The organism is Sunxiuqinia sp., from assembly GCF_055140945.1.
Window position 1 is genome coordinate 44,798 of the sequence record NZ_JBSQYS010000006.1, and the last position, 22,407, is coordinate 67,204.

Sequence of the window (22,407 nt, forward strand, 5' to 3'; positions counted from 1 at the left end):
ATGAAATCAACTAAACGAATACATACGATGTACAATTTTAAAACCCTTGTTAGCTGCTTTGTGCTAATATGCCTTATTGCTTGTAACGCTGAGCAATCGATTTCAGAGCCAAAATGGCCTGAGACAACAAACGAGACCAAACCGTGGACTCGCTGGTGGTGGCATGGTAGCGCTGTAAACGATTCCGATCTTACAGCCAATATGGAAGAGATTCAGGCGAATGGTATTGGAGGATTGGAAATTACGCCGATTTATGGCGTGAAAGGTTATGAGGATGAATCCTTGGTTTTTCAGTCGGATGAGTGGATGAAAGCGTTTGAGCATACGCTGAAAGAAGCACAACGTTTGGACTTGGGAATAGATTTGGCGAATGCTTCAGGTTGGCCCTTTGGTGGTCAGTGGGTGCCAGCTGATGAGGCGTGTAAAAATGTACAATTCAAGCAATATAGTTTGAAAGAAGGACAGCGATTAAAAGAAAAAATCGAGTATATTCAAGAGCCATTGATTCGTGCGGTTGGACATCGGGTTGATATTAACGATGTTAAGTTTCCAATTAGCACGAATAAAAACCTACAGGAATTGGCTTTGGATCAGATTCGTTTTGAAAAGCCGCTACCATTGCAAACATTGATGGCGTATAACGATGCCGGTAAAACAATAGAACTTACGGACAAAGTTTCTGAAGATGGAACGCTAAACTGGGAGGCTCCCGCAGGAACATGGAAACTGTATGCCGTTTTTGAAGGTTGGCATGGCAAAATGGTGGAACGTGCTGGTCAGGGTGGAGAAGGAAATGTAATTGATCATTTTTCGGAAGAAGCAACCTTGAATTTCTTAAAAGATTTTGATGATCAGTCGACTGATATTGATATCAGTAGTCTACGGGCGTTTTTTAATGACTCGTACGAAGTAGATGACGCCCGTGGAGAATCCAATTGGACAAGCTTATTTTTTGAAGAGTTTCAAAATCGTCGGGGTTATGATCTGAAAGAAAATTTGCCTGCTTTGTTCGGTAACGATTCTGAAGAAATGAACAGCCGCGTGTTGTGTGATTATCGCGAAACGATTTCCGATTTGTTGTTGGATCGTTTTACCATAGTTTGGGCCGATTGGGCGAAAAAGCACGGAGCCGGCATTCGAAATCAGGCACACGGTTCACCGGCTAATATCCTGGATTTATACGAGGCGAGCGATATTCCGGAAACAGAAGGAACCAGCCCCATGCGTATAAAAATGGCAACGTCGGCAGGGCATGTTTCAGGAAAGCCGTTAATCGCTTGCGAAGCTGCGACCTGGCTTGATGAGCACTATCTTTCTAATTTGTCAAAAGTTAAGGAAAATCTGGATCGGTATCTTTCTCATGGGGTAAACCACATCGTCTATCATGGTACTCCGTATTCACCTCAAACCGAAGAGTGGCCGGGATGGCAGTTTTATGCTGCCGTTCACTTTGCACCAACCAATACCTGGTGGACTGATTTAAAGACCGTGAATGAATACATCACCCGTTGCCAGTCGTTCATGCAAAAGTCAGCTCCGGCAAACGACATTTTGCTGTATTTTCCGATTTATGATACCTGGTCGGAAAAAGGACGAAGTATGTTGCCTCATTTCGGAAAACCTGTTGAGCCGTTGACAAAGGAATTAAGCGAAATGTTGCTGGCAAAAGGCTATTCGTTCGATTATATTTCTGACAAGCAAATTCAGAAATTGGAGACAGAGAATCAGCTGATAAAATCGCCTGGAGCAAACTATAAAACCATCCTCATCCCGGCTTGTGAATACATGCCCGTTGCAACAATGGAGAAAATTTTGGACTTGGCAGCTGCCGGAGCAAATATTGTTGTGCAGGAACACTTGCCGGTTGATGTGCCGGGACTGGCTGATTTGAAAAAACGTCAGGAGAATTATGAGCAGCTTGTTAGCTCCCTGGAGTTTGAAATGAATGACGGAGTTTTGGAAAGCGACCATGGTAACGGGAAAGTATTGAAAGGGAAACATGTTGAGGAGCTGATGTCTGCGATTAATATTTATCCTGAATCGATGGCCGAGCTTGGACTGTGGGTGAATCGGGTAAATCGCGAAGAAGGAACGTGCTACTTTATTTCAAACTGGAGCGGTCAGCCGATAGATCAGTGGGTGACGGTTCAATCATCAGGACAGACTGCTGTTTGGTTTGATCCGATGCATGAAAAAATGGGCACTGCCGCAGTTCAAAAAACCAATGACGCTCAATCAAAAGTATATTTGCAACTTCAACCCGGAGAATCTCTGATTTTGCAGTGGTATCCATCAGCCGTTGAGTTGGAAGAATATCCTATTTGGGATGCGCCGGCTCAGCAAACGGTTTTGGATGGAGACTGGACGATAACATTTGAAAAAGGAGGTCCAAGTTTGCCAGAGGCGTACACAGCAAGCCAGTTAGGCTCATGGACTGAGAAATCGGAAGAGTTGGCAAAATTCTCAGGAACAGCCAGTTATAAAACGTCATTTGCAAAGCCTGATGCTGAGGCTGAGGCTTTTTTGCTCGATCTGGGAGAAGTACATGAATCAGCGGTTGTGTATTTAAACGGTGATTCGTTAGGAACGCTTGTCGGACCGGAGTTTCAACTTGAAATTGATTCAAGCTTGATAAAAGACAATAATGAGCTGGAGTTGAAAGTGACTAACTTGATGGCCAATCGGATGATTGATATGGACAAAAGAGGTGTCAATTATAAGAAATTCTATAACATTAACTTCGCAGCACACTCGCGTGAAAATGTAGGTAAAGATGGTTTGTTCACCGCTGCACATTGGAGTCCTCTGCCATCCGGATTAGTTGGGCCTGTGAGTTTATCTGCTATTCAAACAAAAAAACTGAAGTAAGTATAACCGACAAAACATTCAAATAATGAAAAGCAAAATATTTTTGGCGTTCGCAGTTGTTTTTATGGTTGCTTGTCAATCGGAAAAACAACCACAAAAAATTGATCGAAAAGCAGTGGTTACCCGCAACAATGTTCAGGTGCAAGGATTCGATTCTTTGGCAACATTGTCTGTTGGGAATGGCGAATTTGCCTTTACAACCGATTTAACGGGTTTGCAAACCTTTTATAAGGAATACGAAAATGGGGTAACATTGGGAACGCAGTCAAACTGGGGATGGCATACCAATCCAAATACCGAAGGCTACGATCGTTCCGAAACATTGAAATATTGGGAGGTTGACGGTCGTCAGGTGCCATATCGTCACCAGTTAAAAGACGACCCGCGAGCGAATGCAGCGTGTAATTATTTTCGCGAAAATCCACATCGTTTGCATTTGGGTATGATTGGTTTGGTACTGACTGATTCAGAAGGCAATCAGGCGACACTCGATGACATTGAAAATGCGACCCACGAATTGGATATGTGGACCGGAAAAATTACCAGTCATTTTCAATTTGATGGAGAACCTGTTTCTGTTGAAGTCTATTGCCATCAGGAGAAGGATGAAATTGCAGCACACATTGAATCGCCTTTGATTGCGAAAGGTCAGTTGGCGGTTAACTGGAAATTCTCAGCAGGAGCGGCTAAGTCTTTTCATCAGGGTTACGATTATGATTCACCTGAAAAACATCAGTCTGTTCTTTCAAAAGTAAGTGATAATGAAGTGTTGATCGATCGTACATTGGACAACGATCATTACCAGGTTGCGATTGATTGGAAAGGCGATGCAGACGTTGTGAAAACAGCACAACATCAATACGAACTTCAGCCAAAAGATGGTTCGTCGCTGGAGTTTGTTTGCTTGTTTGCTCCGGAAATAGGAGATGAAAAAACAGCTGATTTTGAAGCTACAAAATTAAATAACCAAGAGGCATGGGAAAGCTTTTGGCAAAGTGGTGGAACGGTTGATTTTTCAGCCTGTACCGACCCTCGGGCGAAAGAAATTGAACGTCGGACTATTTTGTCGCAATACCTCATCAAAGTGCAGAGTTCAGGGTCACTACCTCCTGCCGAAACAGGTTTGACCTACAATAGCTGGTATGGTAAATATCACCTTGAAATGCACTGGTGGCACATTGCACATTTTGCCAACTGGCAACGTCCTGAATACATGTTGAAGCAGTTGGATTACTACAACGAATTATACAAGAATGCCCGTCAAACGGCAATTGATCAAGGTTACAAAGGCGTGCGCTGGCAAAAAATGCTGGGGCCCGATAACGAAAATAGTCCTTCGTCGGTTGGTTCGTATTTAATTTGGCAGCAACCTCACATTATTTGGTTTGCTGAGCAAATCTATCAGGCAGATCCGACTGCCGAGACGCTTGATAAATATAAAGATCTGATTTTTGCGACGGCTGAATTTATGGCCGATTTTCCACGATGGAACGACGAAAAGCAACAATACGATTTGGCACCTCCACTTATTCCGGCGCAGGAGCACTGGCCTCGCGAAGCTACTTACAACCCACCTTTTGAATTGGCTTATTGGTATTGGGGATTGACTAAAGCTCAGGAATGGAAAGAACGCTTAGGAGCCGAAAAAGATAGCACTTGGGAAGATGTTCGCCTGAAATTGGCTGCACCGGATCAAGCGAATGGAGTTTATCTTGGAATGGAAGGAGCAACGGAGTCTTATAGCGAAATGGAACTGATGGAAGATCATCCGGTGGTGCTGGGTGCTTATGGTATTTTACCGGATTGGGACAAGCTTGATCCCGAGGTCATGCGCAAAACAATGCATACAATTGCTGAGCGCTGGGACTGGCCTTCAACCTGGGGATGGGATTATCCCATGTCGGCTATGGCTGCAGTGCGTTTGGGTGAACCTGACTTAGCACTGGAATTCTTATTGAAAGATGTTCAGAAAAATACTTACCTGAAAAACGGTCATAATTATCAAAGTCCGCGCTTGCGTATTTATTTGCCGGGTAATGGCGGATTTTTAACCACCGTCGCAATGATGTGTGCCGGATGGGAAGGCTGCGAAACGGAAAATCCAGGATTTCCAAAGGACGGAAAATGGAATGTGAAATGGGAAAATATAACTCCCGTATTTTAAAAATAGAATCAATCAACATGAAGCAATTCAAAATGAAATCAATTTGGATTCTTGTAGCTTTACTGCTACTCAATTTTACAACTGCTACAAGTTCCGAAATTTCAAAAGATGTTCAATACCTGTCGGGCACTGACAATGAAAATACAGTAAGCTGGGATTTTTACTGCACCGCGGGTAGGAAGAGCGGCTATTGGACAAGCATTGAAGTGCCATCGCACTGGGAACAACAAGGTTTTGGTGAATATGACTACGGTCGTGATTACCGGACTTACGGTAAGAAATTCAAATTTGCAGACGAAACGGGTATTTACAAGCATCAGTTTTCAGTGCCTGAAAATTGGGATGAAAAGAAGATCTTTATCGTTTTTGAAGGATCGATGACTGATACCGAAGTGAAAATAAATGGCCAATTGGCAGGGCCAATCCACCAAGGATCTTTTTATCGTTTTCGATACGATATTTCAGATAAGCTGAAAGCCGGCGAGGAAAATGAACTGGAAGTTACTGTACATAAAATGTCAGCTAATCATTCGGTAAATCGTGCCGAGCGTTTTGCCGACTATTGGATATTTGGTGGCATTTATCGTCCGGTGTATCTCGAAGCAGTTCCGGATGAGTTTATCGACCGGGTAGCAATTGCTGCCGATGCCGATGGACAATTCTCAATGGACGTGTTTCCCGAAGTGCAATCTGCGGGATTGACTATTTCAGCAGAAATTATTGATGCGATAGGGCGGGTTGTGGCGACAACCGAAAGTCCGGTGTTGCCGAGTGATTCCTTGTTGACTCTTTCTACTCGTGTTGACAATCCAAATCTCTGGACTTCAGAAACTCCTAATCGGTACACCGCTCGTGTCAGTTTGAAAGACGGGGAAACAACAAAATATGCATCCTCTGAAAAATTCGGTTTCCGAACGATTGAAATTCGAGAAGGTGATGGTGTTTTTGTTAATGGTACAAAAGTAAAATTCAAAGGAATTAACCGACACGTATTTTGGCCCGAGACCGGTCGTTGTGTAAATGCAACCATCGATTTAAACGATGTGCAGCTGATGAAGGAAATGAACATGAATGCGGTGCGGTGCGCACACTATCCGCCAGATCAATCGTTCCTGAATTATTGCGATTCACTAGGTCTATATGTGTTGGATGAGTTGGCCGGGTGGCAAAATTCGTACGATACCGAAGTGGGCAGTAAGCTGGTACGCGAAATGGTTATTCGCGATGTCAATCATCCGTCCATTGTTTTTTGGAGCAACGGAAACGAAGGAGGAACAAATAAAGATCTGGATGACGATTACGCCATTTACGATCCGTCGAATCGACCGGTGATTCACGCTCACCACAAACCGGGAAACGATTACAACGGCATTGATTGTAACCACTACGAAAAATATAATAGCAGTAAAAGTATTTTAGATGCAGGTTTGATTTACATGCCCACTGAGTTTTTGCATGGTCAGGACGATGGCGGAATGGCTGCCGGACTAGCTGACTTTTGGGAGCTGTTTTGGAATTCAAAACGCTCGGCTGGAGGCTTTTTGTGGGTGCTGGCTGATGAAGGTTTGGTACGCACCGATTACGATGGCTTTATTGATGCTAACCGCGTCAATGCACCCGATGGAGTTGTTGGACCACATCGCGAAAAAGAGCCTAGTGTTTATGCCATGCGTGAGATTTTCAGTCCGATTAAAATTGAAATGGAAAAACTTCCGGAAGCTTTTAATGGGCAAATACCTGTTGAAAACCGCTATCATTTTACGAACCTGAACGAATGCCGCTTTGTTTGGCAGTTGGTTAATTTTGCCAATCCCACCGATCGTGGAGCAGGCCATGAGGTTGTGCAAGCCGGAATGATTACCAGCCCCGATGTTGCAGCAACGGAAAAGGGAGAGCTTGCATTCGAGCTTCCGAAAGAATATCAGCAATACGATGCCTTGTATGTCAAAGCTTTCGACCGCCAAGGCAAGGAGGTTTTCTGGTGGAGCTGGAAAATTGATGGCAATACCAATACCGTTTTAGAATTGGTGGAAAAGGAATTAAGCTTGAACGAAAAGGAGCATTTGAAAAAGCTCAAAGCTCAGGGTATTGAAGAAGACAACATCTTGCCAATCAAAGAGCAAAAGGGGAATGATGAATTGAGTGCGAAGGTTGAAGTTACTGAAGCTGATTCGACCATCACCATGAAAGCTTCCGGAATTTCAGTTACTTTCAGTACAAAGGATGGAACAATTGTGGATTTGGGGAATGACTTTGGGTTGTCGCTTCCATTCGGAAATGGACCTGTAATGGTAAGCGGAGAATCTGAGCTGATCAGTGTTAACCATCGCTCGGTTGAGGGTGGACATGTATTGGAGATGATTTACACCGGCGATTTGAAAAATATTATTTGGACCATGTACGATAGTGGATGGCTGCAAATGGACTATGAATATCACGTAGATGGAAAGCAACTATTTACGGGAGTGAGTTTCGACTTTCCTGAGTCTGACATCATCAGCACGAAGTGGTTGGGTGACGGATCTCGCCATGTTTGGAAGAACCGCTTGCAAGGTGGAATTATTGATGTTTACCAACGCATGTACAATAATGTTTTGCCCGGCGATAACAACTGGCAATATCCGCAATTTAAAGGTTATTATGCCGATGTGTCGTGGATGGAATTCAACACGGTCTATGGCAAATTTACAGTCGTAGCACAGGAAGATGATCTGTTTGTTCGCCTGTTCGATTTCTACGGAATTTCGGGACCTACAAACTATCCGAAACTGCCGGTTGGCAATATTTCCTTTTTAGATGGTATTCCTCCGGTTGGAACAAAACTGGCCATGGGAATCAGTAACGACACCTGGAACTTAGGACCAGCCGGGGAGCTAAATGTAATGGAAAAACCAGCGAAAAGAACCTTGTATTTTTATTTTGGATTACTGAACTAAGCAGAAATTAATTTGATGGTGTTTAAACTGAAATTACACATTTGCTTCATTTCATGTTTTTATTTTTTTGTTGCGTGTCAACAGGCTGTGCCAGAGAAAAAGGAATCGGTTTTGTGGCATAATCAACAACGCGAGTTACGCTATCATCCCGATGGGAAAGGCTTTGTGATTACCAATGGAACGCATCGGTTTAACCGGGCTTTGTATGGTTCCCATTCTGGTTTTCGGGTCGAAGCAGGTGACTTGCCCGAATTTGCCTTGTACATGCCTCGCATGGGAGGTACGTTGCGTCTGGGACTCATTCAGGCCGATTCGTCAAAATGGCTGATCGATGCTAAAAGCATTGTTGCCCGATACGAAGCGGGTAGCATGAGTTATGAGATTGAAGATCCGATATTGAAAGGCGGTAAATTGAACTTGCAACTATTGGCCTTGGATGATGCCGATGGAATGATCCTCAAAGTTGTCGGTGAAAACATGCCCGACAATGTTGAGTTGTTCTGGGCATTTGGCGGTGCTAGTGGGAAGCGCTTTTCACGCGATGGTGACTTGGGTGCTGACCCGGAGTCCAGCTTTTATTTGAAGCCTGAGTATTGCAACACGAATGAATACTTCTTTGCTGATAATCAATTCAATTTGTATTATGGTTCGGGTCGAAGTTTGTCCGACAATGAAGTGTATGAAAATAACTATTTGCCAACACCGGAGGAAAAGGAACAAACTCGCTTAAAAGAGAAAAAGCGTCTGTTTGGCTTGATACCCATAGGTTCTGAAATCAGTTTGAGTGATGCAACCCAACAAGAAAGTCCTTTGCAGTTTTTTCAATCTGAAGAGGAAGAGGCACCGGCAATAACCGGTCGGCTGAAGATTGAAGATGGAAGCGAGGAATTCTTTTTCATCGTAAATCCAGATACAAAAGCACGTCCTGAATATGCTGAATTGCCTACATTATTTAATCAGGCTGATTCTGTACGTGAAAAGATTGCTTCGCAAATAAAAATAGAAACACCCGATAAGTACATCAATGCAGTGGGGGCAACACTTTCTACAGCTGCCGATGCAGTTTGGGATGGCAAGTCGTTTATGCACGGAGCCATTGCCTGGCGAATGCCATTAAATGGTTGGCGTGGCGCTTATGCCGCCGATTGGCTGGGCTCGCACGACCGGGCAAAAACTCATTTCAGAGGATATTTTGAAGCGCAGTACACCAATCCAAAATCAGGATTGTCGGCTCCTGATCCTGAAACCCATTTGGCCCGACAAAAGGAAGAAAGAGGAACTGCAATATTCACGGATGGTTACATCAGTCGACGGCCCGGAGATGAGAACAAACCTCACCATTACGACATGAATCTGGTGTTTATTTCGCAGTTGTTGTCGCACTTTCGTTGGACCGGAGATTTAGACTTTTTGCGAGAAAGCTGGCCTGTTTTAGAAAGACATCTGGCTTGGGAAAAACGAAATTTTGATGCGAACGACGATGGACTTTATGATGCTTACGCCAGTATTTGGGCGAGCGATGCCCTGCAGTACAGCGGTGGCGGAGTCACTCATTCTTCAGCTTACAACTACCGTGCAAATCGCGTGGCGGCAGAGTTAGCACCACTTATTGGTGAAGATCCGGCTCCCTATTTGTCCGAGTCAGAAAAAATAAAAAAAGCCGTCGATCAGCAGCTCTGGCTACCCGAAAAAGGCTGGTTTGGCGAGTATAAAGATTTATTGGGTAATCAACTGGTGCACCCATCAGCTGCGGTTTGGACGGTTTATCATGCCATTGATGAAGGTTTGGCCGATCCGTTTCAGGCGTATCAGGCTACCGAGTACATCGACAAAAATATTCCGCATATTCCGGTTGAGGCTGAAGGTTTGGAAGCAAATAAATATTATACCATCTCAACGACCAACTGGATGCCGTACACGTGGTCAATCAACAATGTGGCGCTGGCTGAAGTGTTGCACACAGCGCTGTCCTATTGGCAAAGTGGCCGAAGCAAAGAAGCTTTTGAACTGACGAAAAGTAGTTTCCTGGATTATATGTTTTTGGGAACTAGTCCGGGCAATTTCGGACAGCTTTCTTATTATGATGCTTTCCGTGGCGAATTGTACCGCGATTTTGCTGATCCGGTTGCCATGGCTTCGCGTGCGCTGGTGGAAGGTTTGTTTGGCATTTCGCCCGATCTCATCAATCAGCAATTAACGGTGGAGCCGGGTTGGCCGTCAGATTGGGATCATGCCTCGATAGAAACACCGGATGTTCAACTTCATTTTAAAAGAGAAGGTGCGATTGATCATTATCGAATTAATTCTGAGTTTTCGGGTACCGTTCATCTGAATCTGATCCTAAAAGCACAGTCTGCTGAGATTCGCTCCGTAAAGTTGAATGGGCAAGCAATTGAATGGGAGACAAATGACGAGGCAATTGGAGAGCCCAGAATTACTATTAACGCTTCTCAGGGAACTGATTTTGAGTTGGCAGTAGAGTGGGGCAGCGAAAAAATAGATCAGATCCAACTGAATGATTTTTATGCCATTGGTGATCAACTGACTGTTCAACCGGAAACTGCTGAAATCCTTGATGTTTATGATCCGCAACACGTTTTGGAAGGATGGCTAAATGACCAAGCGAATTTGTCTGCGAAGGTGAAAGGTGAGCTCGGCTGGCGAACTACTTTCGTCAAACTCAAACAGGGTAAAATGGTTTGGTGGCAACCTTTGTCATTTGATTTACGCAAATCAATTGAAATCGTTGACGATGAAAATCAAACGAACAATAAACTGACTTTTGCAATTCGAAATAATACAAATAACGAATTTGCAGGAACATGCACCGTTGGAGTGTTCATTCGGGATGTTACCATTCCTGCGCAGTCGGTTTCAACTGAGTTAACGGTTTCAAAGGAGTACCTCGTTTCTGGAAGTAATTCAATTCGATTAACTGGAAAAGAGCATGCGTATTCTGAAAATGTGATCAACTGGAATATTCGTGCCAGTGAAAATGCTCAGTTTGAGACGGTGGACTTGACCTCCCGGTTTAATGATCGGGTAACCCATATTTTCAACGAACAATACTATTCGCCCCGTTCGCCTTATCCAACCTTGAGCATTCCGGTACAAGGAATTGGGGATTGGTGTTCGTATCGCGAAACCGAAGAAATTGACGATTCCGGCTTGCGGGCAAAAGCCGGAAGTTCAAATGAAATTAAGTCGCCACAGGGCATTCCATTTCAAACACCGGCTGACGAAATTGCCAATATTCTGTTCACTTCAAAATGGGATAATTATCCCGATTCGATTGAGGTTCCGCTTACCGGAAAAGCATCGCATGTGTATTTGCTTATGGCCGGATCAGTGCATCATATGCAAATTAATATGACTAACGGTTGGGTTGAGGTTAAATATGCGGATGGATCATCGGATGAGTTACCGCTTAAAAGCCCCGACAATTGGTGGCCGATTGAGCAGGACTACTATGTAGATGGGTTTGCTTTCCGGGTAAATGCACCGCAACCGCCACGCTTGTATTTAAAGACGGGTGAGTGGCATTCCGGTTCGTACGATGTGCTGAGAAAGAATGGTACAAACAAGATTGAAGGCGGGGCTGCTTCGTTGTTGGATTTGCCGTTGAATCCGGCAAAGGAACTGGTTTCGCTTAAACTGGTGACGAACACCAATGATGTGGTCATCGGCTTAATGTCTGCAACTTTAAAACGAAATTAAATATGATCGATCGGCGCAAGTTCATACAACAAAGTATGCTAACAGGAGCGGCATTGTCTGTTTCGGGTCTATCAGCTTGGGCTGGTTTTGAGGGAGGTCAATACGATGAAAAGTACATCTCCGATTTCTCAAAACGCTTAAAGCCGCAGGGACGGATTTTGGAGCTCGAAGGTTATTATGTTTGGGGTTGCAGTCCGATTGTTGCACCTGATGGAACGTTTCATGTTTTCTTTTCCCGTTGGAATTCTGATAAAGGAATGGGCGGTTGGATTAGCCAGTCGGAAATTGCACATGCTGTTGCCGATCAGGCTGACGGATCGTATCAAGAAATAGAAACAATCTTGGCACCACGGGGTGAAGGCTATTGGGACGGAACTACCTGCCATAACCCGCACATCCAGTTTGTCGACGGGAAATATTGTCTGTTTTACATGGGCAATTCAAACCGACGGACCAATACCAAACGCATTGGTTTGGCAACTTCTGATTCACTATCTGGCCCATGGAAACGACCAGATCAACCTTTGTTGGAAGCTGGCCCGGAAGGAGCATGGGATGATCATTGCACCTCCAACCCTTCATTTATAAAACATCCGAATGGTCAGTATTGGCTGTATTATAAATCGTGGAATACCGACGAATACGAACATCCGGTAAATCCCAAAATTCGAGGTAACCGGAAATATGGTTTGGCGATTGCCGACCGACTAGAAGGCCCTTACAAGCGTTATTCCGACAAACCCATTATCGATTATTCAAGCTTTGGAAACAACCGTCAACTGGAGGATGGAAATGTATTTATGGAGAATGACCGTTTTTACATGCTCGCACGTGATATGGGACGTTTTGATCATGAGGTTGGTATCATTCTGGAATCGGACGACGGTATTCATTGGTCGGAGCCCAAGATTAGTTATTGGGGTGTTTCTCATTACATCGACCAAGCTCCAAAACCGAAACACCTGAGTAAATATGGCCGGTTCGAGCGTCCGCAGGTACTGATGCAAAATGGAAGTCCTACGCATTTGTTTTTGACGTCGCAGGGCGGGGAGTTTATGACTTCGTCGCCATTTGTATTTAAAATAGAACCAAAAATTTAGAACAATGATACGATTAACAATTTTATTGATTTTTGTTAGCTTGTTTGTTTCTTGTCAAACAGTGAAAGACGAAGAACCAACCGGAAAACCAACAGTTTACATTATTGGTGACTCAACGGTGAAACATGGTCGTGGAGATGGAGCCGGTGGTCAGTGGGGATGGGGAGATCCTATCGCACAGTTTTTTGATACCAGCCTTGTCAGTATCGAAAACCATGCGCTGGGGGGCACAAGCAGTCGAACTTTCCGAACTAAAGGACTGTGGGATGAAGTGCTGCGTAAAATTCAACCCGGCGATTATGTGTTGATGCAGTTTGGGCATAACGATAATGGTCCGATTAATGACGATTTCAGGGCTCGCGGAACATTTAAAGGGATTAGTGGAAAAACTGAGGAGATTGATAATTTGCTTACTGGTGAGCACGAGGTTGTTCACAGCTACGGTTGGTATCTACGTCAATATATTATTGAAGCGAAAGAAAAAGGTGCGACACCTGTTGTTATGTCTCCGATTCCACGCAATGACTGGGAAAATGGACTGGTTCCACGTAATGATAAAAGCTACGGAGAATGGTCAAAAGAAGTGGCTCATTTCGAAGAAGTGGAGTGGATTGACCTAAATGAGAAAATGGCCGTTGCCATGGAGGCTTTAGGCGAAGACTCCGTAACCGGGCATTACTTTTACAAACGCGACCATACGCACACCACCGCTCAAGGTGCTCTTTTGGCTGCTTCGTTTGTGGTTGAAGGTTTACGCAATGCGCAAGAGTGTAACCTGAAAGACTATCTTCTGGATAATCCAACGATCAACTTTCCGGTGAAAAGGAAAGTGTTTATTATAGGTGATTCAACAGTTGCGAATGGCGACGGAAAAATTGTTGGATGGGGGCGCGAACTATCTGCCTATATGGATACGCTGCGACTCGATATTATCAACAAAGCACGGGGGGGAAGGAGCAGTAGAAGTTACAGATACGAAGGACTCTGGGATGAGGTCTTGGCTCAACTTAAAGAAGGAGATTTCCTGTTGATTCAGTTTGGGCATAACGATGGAGGAAACATTGACAAAGCGAAATATCGTGGTTCGTTGAAAGGAACGGGCGATGAAACACAGGAAGTGGTTCGCGAAGATGGCTCAAAAGAAACAGTACACACTTATGGCTGGTACATGAAAAAGTATATTGCAGAGGCTAAAGCCAAAGGCGCTTCGGTTATTGTTTTGTCACAAATTCCTCGCAATGAGTGGCCAAACGGTAAAGTGGAACGCGTGAATGAGTCGTATGGGAAGTGGGCTCGCGAAGCTGCCAGGTCCGAAGAAGCTTTTTTTATTGATTTGAATAATGCAGTTGCAGTTGAGTACGAAGCGATGGGCGCCAAGGTGGTGAAGCAGTTTTTCCCCGGAGATCATACGCACACCAACGAAGCCGGAGCGCGGTTTAATGCACTGACACTGGCCGAAGCGATTCGAAACCTAAGGTCATGCGAGCTATATGGCTATGTTGAATTGAAATAGTAGGTTGACCAAAATTAAATAAAAAATGCAATGAAAAACGCTTGGTATATTTTCGGACTGCTTACTTGTGTCTGGTTTTTTTCAGGAAATTTAAGTGCTCAGGATACAACAACAGGTTGCGATAAAGTGATATCCAAAAGGTTTGATTTTGGAGCAGGTCAGCTTGCAGACGGATATATTTCTGTTAATCAAGATGACGTTTTCGATTCAAATAAGGAGTACGGATTTATTTCAGAACAGAAACTTGAGGCGAAGAACGTAGAAAGTGCCGAGGCAATAACGGGCGACTTTGTTACAAGCGATGAACCTTTTTATTTCACGGTAAAAATGCCGGAAGGTCGCTATAAAATCAGCTTAACATTGGGCGATCCAAACGGAACATCGGCAACAACGGTAAAGGCGGAGTCGCGCAGGTTGATGTTGGAAGATGTTCGCACTGCAAAAGGGCAAGTGGTTACGAAGACGATTATAGTGGATGTTCGCACTCCCAGAATAAACGACAGCCTGAATGTGAGGAGGAAATCACGAGAAATGTTTTACCTGAACTGGGATAACCAGCTAACACTGGAATTTGGAGGTGGAAGGCCATGTGTCTCTTCCATTCAAATTGAAGAAGCAAACGATTTACCTGTTATATTTTTAGCTGGAAACTCTACGGTGGTCGATCAGGAAAATGAGCCGTGGGCTTCGTGGGGACAAATGTTCCCCCGCTTCCTCAAGCCGGAGATTGTGGTTGCCAATTTTGCCGAGTCGGGAGAAACGCTCAAAGCTTTCCGTCGCGAAAATCGACTGAAAAAAATACTTAGTGTGATGAAGGCGGGTGATTACCTGTTTATGGAATTTGCACACAACGACCAGAAGCCCGGAGGTAATCATGTGGAGCCCTTTACGACTTACCAAGATGAGTTACGCTACTTTATTAACGAAGCTCGAAAGCGGGGCGCTCATCCTGTGTTGGTGACTTCAACCAACCGCCGGAAATTCAACGAGCAGGGCGAAATTGTGAATACCTTGGAAGAGTACCCCGAGGCTATGCGCCAACTGGCAAAAGCGGAGAACCTACCATTGGTCGATTTAAATGCCATGAGCAAACAGCTTTATGAAACCTTGGGTGTCGAAAATTCGAAAAAGGCTTTTGTGCATTACCCTGCAAATACTTATCCGCGCCAGAATAAACCACTGGCTGATAATACACACTTCAACCCTTATGGAGCTTATGAATTAGCCAAATGCGTGGTGCAGGGAATTATGGATAATGAGATGGAGTTGGCAAACTATATTGTCGACGATTTTAACGGCTTTGATCCCCAAAAGCCAGATGATTGGGCAACCTTTTTCTGGCCTGAAAGTCCAGCGAAGCAGGTTCTTAAACCAGATGGTAATTAGAGATGGTCCTGAATTAGTAAAAGCAAGTAGATTATAATTAATTGGGATAGAAGATAAAGATGTAAAATTAAAAAAGAGATAAAATGAAAGCAACGCTAATTTTTCTAATGTCGATTGCAATGCTCTGCTCAATGCAGGTCAATGCTGAAAACTTTCCATCAAAAGACAAGGTGATGGATAAAATGATACTGACCAATGCCTATTTTATGAATAAGTGGCCTGATACCGGTAAGTCTATCATAACCAATAAAGAACGTCCCAGTAATATTTGGACCCGAGCGGTTTACTACGAAGGTTTAATGGCACTATATGCGTTAAAGCCTGATAAAGCTTATTACGATTACGCCGTTAGTTGGGGTGAAGCACACAAATGGGGATTGCGCAACGGTATTGAAACCCGCCATGCCGACAATCATTGCTGTGGGCAAACTTATCTGGATTTATATATGATGGATTCGAAACCAGAGCGAATAGAAGATATCAAAAAATCGATTGATTTGATGATGGATACTGAGAAGACAGATGACTGGACCTGGATTGATGCTTTACAAATGGCCATGCCGGTTTTTGCCCAGCTTAGTGTAATTACCGGTGATCAAAGTTACTCCGAACGTATGTACGAAATGTACATGGATTCGAAGGAACAACAAGGCTTTTGGAATCCTGAGGATAATCTTTGGTGGCGCGATAAAGATTTTATGCCTCCTTACAAAGAACCGAATGGTGAAGATTGTTATTGGTCGCGCGGAAATGGCTGGGTAGTGGCTGCGTTGGTTCGTGTATTGGAAATTTTACCGGCAGACGATCCACATCGTGATGAATACCTCGATACCTTTCATAAGATGATTGAGGCACTTGTTCCAATCCAGCGTAAAGATGGTTTCTGGAATGTAAGTTTGCACGATGCAACTCATTTTGGAGGGAAAGAAACAACCGGAACTGCCTTATTTGTTTATGGAATGGCCTGGGGCGTGAATAATGGTTTATTGAAAGAAAGCAAGTACAAGCCAATTATTGCCAAAGCCTGGAATGCTATGGCAACAGAAGCTGTTCATCCTAATGGATTCCTGGGTTACGTGCAAGGAACCGGCAAAGAACCTGCCGACGGACAACCCGTAACGTACGATAGTATGCCCGATTTTGAAGATTATGGCTTAGGTTGTTATTTATTGGCAGGGAGCGAAGTGTACAAAATGGCAGACTAATTTTGAATTTATTCTCTTACTTGTGCATTATCTGGCAAACACCTATCTGTTTGATGAAGTTTTGCCGGATAATGTCTTATTCCCCGTTCTTATGAAAATCACTTATTCTAGAAACTCTGATAGACGGATATAATATGAAAAAGGATGAAAAGGAAATATTTAGTCAACTCAAAGCAGGAGATGAACTGGCTTTTGAATATTTCTTTAAATCCTATTTTCAGATTTTATACAATTATGCTGCTCAAATAATTAAGGACGGGAATAATGCAGAAGAAATAGTTGAAGATACATTTGTTCAGATTTGGGATAAAAGAAAATCAATTGAACTGCATGGTTCTCCTAAATCATACTTATTCCGGATGATTTATAATCATTGCGTGAATTACTTAAAACACAAAAAAGTAAGAGATAAATACGAAAAGTTTTTTATTTTTCATCAACCATCTCCTGAATTCCAACAATCTATTTCTTCCTTTCCTTTAGAAACATTAATTGACAAAGAATTTCAGGAGAGCTTGGATAAATCGATTCAAAAACTACCGGAGCAATGTCGTAGAGTGTTCACGATGAGTCGGTTGGAGGACTTATCTAATAAAGAAATTTCAGAAAAACTAGGTGTGTCGGTGAATACTGTTAAGACTCAGTTATTGAGAGGATTAAAACGCGTCCGTGATGACATGAAAGACTTCTTGATACTTCTTTTTATAAGAAAATGAAATTCTTTGTCACCTCATTGATCGATGAAGTTGTCATGTTTTTTGAATGGCAAAGATTCAATACTTCATGGATGAATTAATTTTGAAATGTTTGCAAGGCGCAGCCTCTTCCGAAGAACAACAAGAGGTTTGGAATTGGCTTAAAGATGAAGCCAATTTTGAACACTACAAAAAGATGCGGGATACGTGGATCGCTGTCGGGGTGATTAAATCAGATGCTTCATTTGAAATTGAACGACGCTATCAAAAAATTCAGGATCGCATCAATTCAAAAACGAAACGAATGCCCCGGGTTTTATCCTTAACCAATCAGAATGCAATTTGGAAAGTTGCTGCTATTGTTGTCTTTGCCCTTTTAATTGGTTCAGTTGGTACTTATATTATTACAGCCAATAATTTCAATCAAACAACATCAGGTATCAATAAGTATGAGGTTGAAGTTCCGATGGGAGCAAAAATCAATATGAGCTTAGCCGATGGTACAAAAGTTTGGCTAAATGCAGGGAGTAAATTGGTTTATTCTCAAGGATACAATAAAACGAATCGTCAGGTTGCTTTAATTGGAGAAGGTTATTTTGAAGTTGCAAAAAATAAAAAGCTTCCATTTTTAGTTGAGGCGGGTGGTCTTCAGGTTAAGGCTGTTGGTACAGCGTTTAATGTGAAAGCTTACCCTGACGAAAAGGAAGTGGAGGCGACGTTGATTGAAGGAATTATTGATGTGACAGAAGGAAAGCAAACTATTCGCTTGACCCCGAATGAAAAGGCAACATTTATACGAAATTCTGCGCATATAATATACAGTTTAACTAATCCTGACGAAATTCAGACAGTTCCGTTTTCTGACATCAAAACCGTTGATATTATTCTTTCAAAGGATGTAAACACAACGATATACACTTCGTGGAGAAGCGAGAGGTGGATTTTTGAACGAGAGAGTCTTGCCGATTTTGTGAAGAAGCTTGAGCGGCGTTATGACGTGCGAGTGTATGTGATGGATGCGGAATTGAATAAATATAAAATCTCTGGTTCAATTGATCAACAAACTTTAGGACAGCTTTTAAACGCTGTTCGCTTAACGGTACCAATCAATTATAAAATAATAAATAAAGAAGTCGTTTTGACTTTGGACAAACGATTAGAAAATGACTATAAATCGCTTATGAATTAAACCAAATGAACTAAGAATATAATAAAAGAGAAATGGGAGAGGAATCTCCCATTTCTACCAGTCTTTAATTAAACCCTTTGGGATTTTCTTGGCGGTCAGTCCCAAAGAATTTGTTTAACTATTAACAAAGTGAAATTATGAAAAAAAAACAGAAGAACCCCTCTTTCTGGATGAAGAGAAGGTTAAAAACATTTTTACTGACTATGAAACTGACAACGTTATTTTTATTCTTGACGATTTTTCATGTTAGTGCAAGTACGTATTCTCAAAATGCGAAGTTTAATATTAAACTTACTGAGAAGACTGTAAAGGATGTACTTGTTGAAATTGAAGAACAAAGTCAATTCCATTTCCTCTACAATGATGAGTTTACTGATTTAAGCCGAAAAGTAACCATCGATTTTAATGATGCAAACGTTGATGAAATTCTTAACGAATTATTTGATGGCAAAAGCATCACTTATAAGATTATGAAAAATAATCTCATCGTGATTACTCCCAGTAAGACAGAAACAGTACAGCCTTCGCAAATTTCGGGTAGGGTAACGGATAAATCAGGAATGCCATTGCCTGGTGTTACAGTTATCGAGAAAGGAACTTCAAACGGCGTCGTAACTGATTTTGGTGGGAATTATACGTTGAGCGTTTCGGAGGGCGCAGTCTTGGTTTTTTCATTTGTGGGAATGCAGCCACAGGAAGTTGCAGTAACCAATAGATCAACAATAAACATAAGCTTGAAAGAAGAAACTCTTGGGATTGACGAGGTTGTTGTGGTTGGATACGGTACCCAACGGAAGGCCGACATCATTAACTCGGTGGCAACAATGGATGCCGAAAAACTGAATGAGCGTCCGGTAAACAAAGTAGACCAGGCTTTGATTGGTCAAATGTCGGGGGTTCGCGTAAAACAAACCAGTGGTTTGCCCGGAAAAGGATTTAGTATTCAGGTTCGTGGTACCGGTTCAATTAGTGCGAACAACGAACCACTTTACGTTGTCGATGGTTTCCCAATGGAAGTTTCACCACAATCATCAAGCGGTAGCTTTTCGGGAGGTAATCCGTTAACTAACCTTAACCCAAATGATATCGAGTCCATTCAGGTATTGAAAGATGCTGCGGCAGCTTCGATTTATGGTTCGCGTGGATCTAATGGTGTTGTTATCATTACCACCAAAAAGGGAAAATCAGGAAAACCACAGATATCGTTTAATACCTATGTTGGATGGAATGAAACAGCTAAGAAGTTAGATGTTTTAAACTCCGAAGAGTGGGTAGATCGTCAGATTGAGCATATGAACTATTTCTGGGTTCGCGACCATGCCTCAGATTTAGGAGCAACTTCATCTCAATCAAATGCAGAAAGAAGAGAGTTGCTTGGATTAGAAGCAGGAAAATACAATACAAAATATATGTGGGATGATCGCTGGCTGGAAGAAGGACATCCGGGGTTGGATTATGTGGATTGGCAAGACTTGTTCTTCAGAAAGGGAATGGTACAGAGTTATCAGTTATCAGCTAATGGCGGTACTGATGCTGTTAAATATTACGTTTCTGGAGATTATCTTGATCAGGAAGGGGTTGCAGTAGGTGTAGGCTATAAGCGCTACAGTGCACGTGCAAATGTTGAGGTTACCCCAAATGAAAACTTACGGTTTGGATTGAACATCGCTCCTTCATACAGTGAGGAAGAAGACCCCGGTGTGGAAGGTAAAGATGCGATAACACACATTGTAGTGGGAATGAACCCTGTGGTGGAATCGTCTACCGGAGCTTTAGGTGTTAATGTTGGTGATAACACACAGTACGCATGGGGTACCTCTCGTGTAAGTCCAATTGCGGAGGCAATGAATGTAGACCGTGTGAACCAAACGTTTCGGAATATTACGACTGCATTTGTTGAGTACCAACTAGTAGATGGTTTAAAAGCAAAAATAAACTTGAACTTTGATATTCACAACAACGAGGCAACTCGCTTCACTCCTTCGTTTGTTACTCGGAATAGGACTGCAAGTGGTAGCCGTTCGGGTTATAACCGTTCAAACTTTGTAAACGAAAATACACTAACGTACAATAGAACAATTGCGGGAAATCATACAATTGGCTTATTAGCAGGTTATTCATACAGTAAATTCAAGCTTGCAACTTATAGCATTAGTGGTACCGGTTTTGCATCTGATGCGATTCCTACATTAAATGCAGCATCGAGTACTAGTGGTACTTCTGAAGAAGCTGAGAATATCCTGATATCTTATTTTGGAAGAGCTCAATATAACTACAAAAGCAAATATTTGCTACAGGCAAGTATTCGTCGAGATGGTTCTTCAAAATTCGGAGATAATACCAAATGGGGTATTTTCCCTTCAGTATCGCTTGGTTGGCGGATTACAGAGGAAAGCTTCATGGACAATGTTAGCTTATTCGATAATTTGAAACTGAGAGCCAGTTGGGGACTTGCAGGTAATAACGGAGTTGGAAACTATGAACACATTGCCAGGCTTGATTTTGCAAACTACAGCTACAACGGAAATCTGGTTAATGGTATGGTTTCTTCAAACTTTGCAAACCCTGATTTAAGTTGGGAAACATCGGAAACTGTCGATATAGGTTTAGATTTCAGTGTTCTGTCAAATCGTATTAGTTCTTCGGTTGACTATTATACTAAACGTAATACTGATTTATTACTTAATATTCCTGTGCCAACTGCCAGTGGATTTAGCAGAGCACTTACAAATATCGGTGAAGTGTTAAATAAAGGTTGGGAGTTCGAAATTACATCTCGGAATATGGTTGGCGAATTTAAGTGGCAAACAATGCTTAATCTGAGTCACAATAGCAATGAAGTTAAGAAATTGGGACCAAATAATACACCCATTTTAGGGGGAGCTTATGATATCACCCACAACATACTAGAGGTTGGCAAACCAATGTATACGCTTTATGTCGTTCAACAAGATGGTTTGCTAACTTCAGCTGATATTGATAACGGTACTGCTCTGTATGGGAATCAGCAAGCAGGTGATCCCAAGTACGTTGACCAACTGACTATCGATTCAAATGGTGATGGAGTTCCCGATCAGGCCGATGGTAAAATCGATGCTGATGATCGTGTCTATTCAGGCCACCCTAGCCCAGACTATGTTTGGGGTGTAACCAATAACTTTTCATATAAGGGATTTGACCTGTCTATTCTACTTCAAGGTCAATGGGGGGGAGTCATTTATTCTACTTTTGGCCGGGCGATGTACCGGACCGGACAAGGTAGTTCTGAGAATACTTTAGGATTGGCTCGCGACCGTGTTAAGTGGGAAGAAGGCAAAGTATATACTGAAGCTGATGTAGCAGGTAAAACAAGAAAATCTCCTTCTGTTTTCGGGCGTATTAAAAATACGGATTGGTTGTATGAAAATGACTATTGGAGAATTAGAAACATCACATTAGGCTATGATTTAGGCCGTCATATTCGCTCAAGTGTAATAACTGGTGCACGGATTTATGTAACTGCTGAAAACTGGTTTGGTGCTGATAAGTACGATGGAGGCTTTAATCCTGAGGCAGTAAATAATAATGGTGATGATTATGGAGCCTTCCCGCTGTCAAAATCAATGGTATTTGGACTTAATGTGAAATTTTAACA

Annotated in this window: 11 protein-coding genes; all 11 read left to right on the forward strand. The window is 42.7% G+C overall.

Features of this window, described 5'->3' with window-relative positions:
* The 11 genes from ACTB00_RS03845 (at position 1) to ACTB00_RS03895 (ending at position 22,405) form a co-directional block, all read left to right on the forward strand.
* Positions 1–2,868 (forward strand): glycosyl hydrolase, encoded by a 2,868-nt coding sequence (locus ACTB00_RS03845; protein WP_463298626.1) that lies wholly within the window; start codon positions 1–3, stop codon positions 2,866–2,868.
* Between the two features lie 25 nt (positions 2,869–2,893).
* The gene (locus tag ACTB00_RS03850) at positions 2,894–5,032 is read left to right on the forward strand and encodes a hypothetical protein (protein ID WP_463298627.1); all 2,139 of its coding nucleotides are present in this window, start codon (positions 2,894–2,896) and stop codon (positions 5,030–5,032) included.
* Positions 5,033–5,049: 17 nt separating this feature from the next.
* Positions 5,050–7,968, forward strand: a complete 2,919-nt coding sequence (locus ACTB00_RS03855) for a glycoside hydrolase family 2 protein (protein WP_463298628.1) — start codon at positions 5,050–5,052, stop codon at positions 7,966–7,968.
* A gap of 111 nt (positions 7,969–8,079) precedes the next feature.
* The gene (locus tag ACTB00_RS03860; RefSeq protein ID WP_463298629.1) at positions 8,080–11,685 is read left to right on the forward strand and encodes a DUF4450 domain-containing protein; all 3,606 of its coding nucleotides are present in this window, start codon (positions 8,080–8,082) and stop codon (positions 11,683–11,685) included.
* A gap of 2 nt (positions 11,686–11,687) precedes the next feature.
* Positions 11,688–12,785 (forward strand): glycoside hydrolase family protein, encoded by a 1,098-nt coding sequence (locus ACTB00_RS03865; protein WP_463298630.1) that lies wholly within the window; start codon positions 11,688–11,690, stop codon positions 12,783–12,785.
* A gap of 4 nt (positions 12,786–12,789) precedes the next feature.
* A complete protein-coding gene (locus tag ACTB00_RS03870) occupies positions 12,790–14,298 on the forward strand; it encodes a rhamnogalacturonan acetylesterase (RefSeq protein ID WP_463298631.1) in 1,509 nt (502 codons plus the stop codon).
* 30 nt (positions 14,299–14,328) lie between these two features.
* On the forward strand, positions 14,329–15,684 hold the full coding sequence (locus ACTB00_RS03875; protein WP_463298632.1) for a rhamnogalacturonan acetylesterase: 1,356 nt from the start codon (positions 14,329–14,331) through the stop codon (positions 15,682–15,684).
* Between the two features lie 83 nt (positions 15,685–15,767).
* Entirely contained in the window at positions 15,768–16,889 is a 1,122-nt protein-coding gene (locus ACTB00_RS03880) for a glycoside hydrolase family 88/105 protein (RefSeq protein ID WP_463298633.1), read from the forward strand.
* 134 nt (positions 16,890–17,023) lie between these two features.
* Positions 17,024–17,605: an RNA polymerase sigma-70 factor gene (locus ACTB00_RS03885; protein ID WP_463298634.1), complete on the forward strand. Its 582-nt coding sequence runs from the start codon at positions 17,024–17,026 to the stop codon at positions 17,603–17,605.
* A 67-nt stretch (positions 17,606–17,672) separates the two neighbouring features.
* The gene (locus ACTB00_RS03890; protein ID WP_463298635.1) at positions 17,673–18,773 is read left to right on the forward strand and encodes a FecR family protein; all 1,101 of its coding nucleotides are present in this window, start codon (positions 17,673–17,675) and stop codon (positions 18,771–18,773) included.
* A 203-nt stretch (positions 18,774–18,976) separates the two neighbouring features.
* Positions 18,977–22,405 (forward strand): TonB-dependent receptor, encoded by a 3,429-nt coding sequence (locus ACTB00_RS03895; RefSeq protein WP_463298636.1) that lies wholly within the window; start codon positions 18,977–18,979, stop codon positions 22,403–22,405.
* The last annotated feature ends 2 nt before the right edge of the window (positions 22,406–22,407 follow it).

What these genes read in the sequence shown, in the direction of transcription:
- ACTB00_RS03845 (WP_463298626.1), top strand. Translation starts at nt 1, where the DNA reads ATGAAATCAACTAAACGAATACATACGATGTACAATTTTAAAACCCTT.
- ACTB00_RS03850 (WP_463298627.1), top strand. Translation starts at nt 2,894, where the DNA reads ATGAAAAGCAAAATATTTTTGGCGTTCGCAGTTGTTTTTATGGTTGCT.
- ACTB00_RS03855 (WP_463298628.1), top strand. Translation starts at nt 5,050, where the DNA reads ATGAAGCAATTCAAAATGAAATCAATTTGGATTCTTGTAGCTTTACTG.
- ACTB00_RS03865 (WP_463298630.1), top strand. Translation starts at nt 11,688, where the DNA reads ATGATCGATCGGCGCAAGTTCATACAACAAAGTATGCTAACAGGAGCG.
- ACTB00_RS03870 (WP_463298631.1), top strand. Translation starts at nt 12,790, where the DNA reads ATGATACGATTAACAATTTTATTGATTTTTGTTAGCTTGTTTGTTTCT.
- ACTB00_RS03875 (WP_463298632.1), top strand. Translation starts at nt 14,329, where the DNA reads ATGAAAAACGCTTGGTATATTTTCGGACTGCTTACTTGTGTCTGGTTT.
- ACTB00_RS03880 (WP_463298633.1), top strand. Translation starts at nt 15,768, where the DNA reads ATGAAAGCAACGCTAATTTTTCTAATGTCGATTGCAATGCTCTGCTCA.
- ACTB00_RS03885 (WP_463298634.1), top strand. Translation starts at nt 17,024, where the DNA reads ATGAAAAAGGATGAAAAGGAAATATTTAGTCAACTCAAAGCAGGAGAT.
- ACTB00_RS03890 (WP_463298635.1), top strand. Translation starts at nt 17,673, where the DNA reads ATGGATGAATTAATTTTGAAATGTTTGCAAGGCGCAGCCTCTTCCGAA.
- ACTB00_RS03895 (WP_463298636.1), top strand. Translation starts at nt 18,977, where the DNA reads ATGAAACTGACAACGTTATTTTTATTCTTGACGATTTTTCATGTTAGT.